This window comes from Billgrantia ethanolica (assembly GCF_021404305.1).
Classification (GTDB): domain Bacteria; phylum Pseudomonadota; class Gammaproteobacteria; order Pseudomonadales; family Halomonadaceae; genus Halomonas; species Halomonas ethanolica.
The window spans coordinates 1-3,498 of record NZ_JABFTX010000008.1; the positions used below are offsets into that span (position 1 = coordinate 1).

Below are 3,498 nucleotides of genomic sequence, written 5' to 3' on the forward strand. Positions count from 1 at the left end.
ATCATAAGGGCTCGATCCTTTTCGCCCTTCCTGCGTCCTCTCTGGGCCTGTACGGCGGCAAATCCTGACGGACTCAGCCGCTGATAGGTCCACTTGGCCACGCTCTTGGCGGTGGCCCGCACCTCGCTCTCGGGCAGCGGGGTGTCGAAGTCGTTGTAGCCCCTTGCCCTGGTCAGCACCGCTTCGTGCCAGCGGTCGTACTCCGGCCAGCCCTGCCGTATGGCCCTGTAAGCCCACTGTCGCAGGCGTTCGAACAGGTTGCAGTTGCGGCCTAGGCCGTAGTCGGGAAGCCGCTTACGGCGGTCGCTGAAGGCGCTGAGGTCGAGCCAGCTATCGAGGTCGCCCAGCTCGTACAGCCGTGGCTCCCACTCCGTGACACGCCAAAAGGGGCTGAGGGGGTTCTTGCAGATCAGGCCGGAGTAGCCGGGATCGGCGTCCAGCAGGGCCCGTAGGGCGCAATCCACGGCGGCGGCGTAGCGAAGCGGCGCAGATTTCGCGTCAGGGGCCGTTCTCACCGGCACATCGAGCCCGTAGATCAGGTGCGCGTGCCCGTTGGCGGGGTTCTGGGCCACGATCGTGGGCGGCGGGGCGCTGCGATCGGACCAGTCCAGGGCGGCACCGCTGCGGTCCACGTCGTAGACGAGCCAGTAGCGGTGGTGCGGCTGGTTGGGCTGGATGTACCGGGCAGCGAGGGCCCGCTGCACGTCGCGGATGCGCAGACCGTCGCCCAGGGCGTCGGTGTGGTAGGGCTTCCGGGGGAGCCGCTGGCGGAAAAGCGCCAGGTTCGTCGGTTCAGGGCCTTGGCAGGCCTCTGCGGGTTGGGTCACAATGTCCTCACGTTCTACGTGCACCCTCGTTCCCGTCAGGTCGCCAAACTAGCCGGGTTCGGGGGTGTTCCCTTTTCAGAGCTCCATGCCCGGCCCGCTGCGGCCACGCCGGAACTCACGCTCTCGCTGTTTTACCGCCTCGTGCCCTCTGGCGTCCAGCGCGACACCTTCTCGCTCAAGTCGTTGACCTGCCTGCTCAAGCGCTGCACCTGGTCGCTCAGCGCCGCGTTGTCGCGCTGCGTGGCCTCGAACATGGCCTGCAAACTCGCGTAGGCGCTCTGCCACTCCTGATGCTGTGTCTCGTAGGCGGTCTGCAACTGCTCGAATGCGCGCAGCAGCTCGCGCTCCAGGTCGGTCATTCAGTAGCCCTCCAGGATCAGGTACTCGCCGTTCTCGCCGAAGGTCTGCGGCCTCTGGCCCCGGCTGTCCGGGTGGATCTTCGCGCACAGGCGCCGTTCGTTCCCGCAGTGGGTCAGCTGCACCCGGCCGCCCTCCTGGGCCAGCCGCTCCAGCGTCGTGTTGTGGCGCTCGATCTCGGCCAGCTTCCCGGCGACGCTCTGGCTCATCCACCACAGGGCCCCGGAGCCCAGCAGCAAGGTCAGGGCTACCGGTATAACCACGGCCAGCCAGCTCGTGAGCGCGGTCCGCTGCAAGCTCCGGCTCTGGGCGCGGATAGCGGCGCTGGTTCTCTGCTCGCTTTCGCTCAAGGCCGCCAGCAAGGCGTTCTCGTGCCTCTCGAATGCGCTCCTCACGGCCTGCTCGGTACTCTCGGCTTGCTGCTTCGATCTCTGCTCGAAGCCCGCTGCCAACCTCGAAATCTCGCTCATAGATTTTTCCTCGTAGCCTCAGCGGTTTGCCACCGCTGGGATCGGCAACGCTGATGCTGGTCTTGGTCTGCCGTGTCACCTCGAAACCGGCGTCCTCGAGCACGGCCACCACCTGGGCGCGGTTGGTGACCTCGCCACGCTCGGCCAGTGCCAGCAGGCCGTTGGTGATCTGGCGCTGTGCCTGGGCCTTGTCGCGGGGCAGGTCTGCGGGATAGGTGAGGGCCCGCTGGTTGGCGGGATCGCTGGGGTCGTGCAGCTCGTATTTGGCGTTCGTCAGGGTTTTCCAGGCGTCGATCCTGGGCCGGTCGGCCCGGTCGTAGTACGGCTGGAGCCGCTTGCCGCTGGTCAGCTCGACATTGGGCACCACGAAGTTCAGCTCCAGGCGGCCCTTGTCGCGGTGCTCGACCCACAGGCAGTCGTACTGGTCGCCATCGAGCCCCGGCAGCAGGGCCCTCTCGAATGAGTCCATGATTTCGCGCTTGGCGGCGTCGTCCAGGTCGGCCTCCTGGAACGACAGCACGCCGGACGTATAGCGCTTGGCGTACCGGCTGCCGTCGATCAGCGCCTCGGTCTGGTCGGCGTCACCGCGCAGCAGCTCGGCCCCTTCGCGGTCCCGGTCACGGCCCAGCAGGTAATCCACCGGCCCAGCGCCCTTCCCGGTGCCCCTGCCATGGAATTTGACGATCACCGGTGCAGGGCCCTCAGTTCGGCCAGTTCGCGCTCTACGGCGGCCAGGGCGGCGATAACCTGCACCCTGTCTGCCGCACCCCATTCGCCGCTGTTCACGCGCCTGGCGACCTGGTTCAGGTTGTTGCCGATGCCGGCGAGCTGCCGCAGCAGCGCCGGGTCTGCCGGCTCGGGGCCCTTGGACTGCCGAACCCAGTCGCCATCGGGGTTGAGGCACTGCTCACGCATCCACTCGGCGAGCTGGGGTTTGGGGCAGCGCCACTTGAGCGTTTCCAGCTCTTCGGGGCTGACGCGGATCTTGATGATCTTCTCGCGCTTCGGCTGCGTGGCCATGCAGTTCCTCCGGGGTGAAGTCGGTGCCGCCGACCAGGACGTGACCGCCTCAAGCGGTCGCGGCGTGGGCGGTGGCTGCCAGGGGTGTCGGGGGGCGCAGCCCCCTGACCCAGCTCACAGAGGCCCAGACGAGCGAAGCGAGTCAAAGGGCCCTCTGTGTATGCTGGCTTAGGTTGGTGGCAGCGTCAACCGTGGGCGGCTTCGACTGACGCGCTCCGCTTCGCTCGCTTGTCGGGCACCACCACTCGCCGATTGGAAATCGGCTCGCGCTGGATGCCGGGGGAAGGGGGTTGCCTCGCTGCGCTCGGCGGATTGGCTATCGCCGGTTCTCGTACCACCAGCGCAGTGTCAGGCCGATACCAATCGGAATGAGCACCAGGGCAATCAGGATCGCGAGCTCAGTGGTAGGGGACATGAGGGCCCTCCCGAGGGCTGTTATCTGATATGGCTTCGAGTGTCACGCTTCGCTGACCGCCGCCCAGCAGTGAAGCTAAGGGCTACGATGGCCGCACCAAGCAAGACCCAGGCACGTTTCCGCAACACACGACGAGTTTCCATGCACACCCCTCCCGAGGGCTGTTATCTGATATGGCTTTTGTGCATCCGCTCGATCCAGTTGCGGATGGTGTTCCGGTGAACGCCTAGCTCTTGGGCTATTTCGGCCCGCGAGGCCCCCTGAGCGATTTTCTCCCGAACCAAGGGCATCATAAGGGCTCGATCCTTTTCGCCCTTCCTGCGTCCTCTCTGGGCCTGTACGGCGGCAAATCCTGACGGACTCAGCCGCTGATAGGTCCACTTGGCCACGCTCTTGGCGGTGGCCCGCA

The 3,498-nt window shown here is 66.4% G+C and carries 5 protein-coding genes and 1 pseudogene; all 6 read right to left on the reverse strand.

The window, feature by feature from the left end:
- Positions 1 to 851 (reverse strand): replication initiation protein (locus HOP53_RS21220; protein ID WP_234271853.1); only part of this gene is annotated, 851 nt, incomplete at its 3' end.
- A 107-nt stretch (positions 852 to 958) separates the two neighbouring features.
- Positions 959 to 1,186: an MbeD family mobilization/exclusion protein gene (locus HOP53_RS21225; RefSeq protein WP_234271854.1), complete on the reverse strand. Its 228-nt coding sequence runs from the start codon at positions 1,184 to 1,186 to the stop codon at positions 959 to 961.
- Positions 1,187 to 1,654: an MbeB family mobilization protein gene (locus HOP53_RS21230; protein ID WP_234271855.1), complete on the reverse strand. Its 468-nt coding sequence runs from the start codon at positions 1,652 to 1,654 to the stop codon at positions 1,187 to 1,189.
- Between the two features lie 322 nt (positions 1,655 to 1,976).
- Positions 1,977 to 2,426 (reverse strand): annotated as a pseudogene (locus tag HOP53_RS21750) (relaxase/mobilization nuclease domain-containing protein); the annotation flags it as partial.
- On the reverse strand, positions 2,339 to 2,674 hold the full coding sequence (locus HOP53_RS21235; protein ID WP_267955457.1) for a MobC family plasmid mobilization relaxosome protein: 336 nt from the start codon (positions 2,672 to 2,674) through the stop codon (positions 2,339 to 2,341). The pseudogene HOP53_RS21750 and the gene HOP53_RS21235, both read right to left, overlap by 88 nt.
- A gap of 579 nt (positions 2,675 to 3,253) precedes the next feature.
- On the reverse strand, positions 3,254 to 3,498 hold a 245-nt coding region (locus HOP53_RS21240), incomplete at its 5' end, for a helix-turn-helix domain-containing protein (protein ID WP_234271856.1).

Bases quoted from the DNA above. Each gene is read 5' to 3' on its own strand.
- HOP53_RS21225 (WP_234271854.1), bottom strand. From the start codon at position 1,186: ATGACCGACCTGGAGCGCGAGCTGCTGCGCGCATTCGAGCAGTTGCAG.
- HOP53_RS21230 (WP_234271855.1), bottom strand. From the start codon at position 1,654: ATGAGCGAGATTTCGAGGTTGGCAGCGGGCTTCGAGCAGAGATCGAAG.
- HOP53_RS21235 (WP_267955457.1), bottom strand. From the start codon at position 2,674: ATGGCCACGCAGCCGAAGCGCGAGAAGATCATCAAGATCCGCGTCAGC.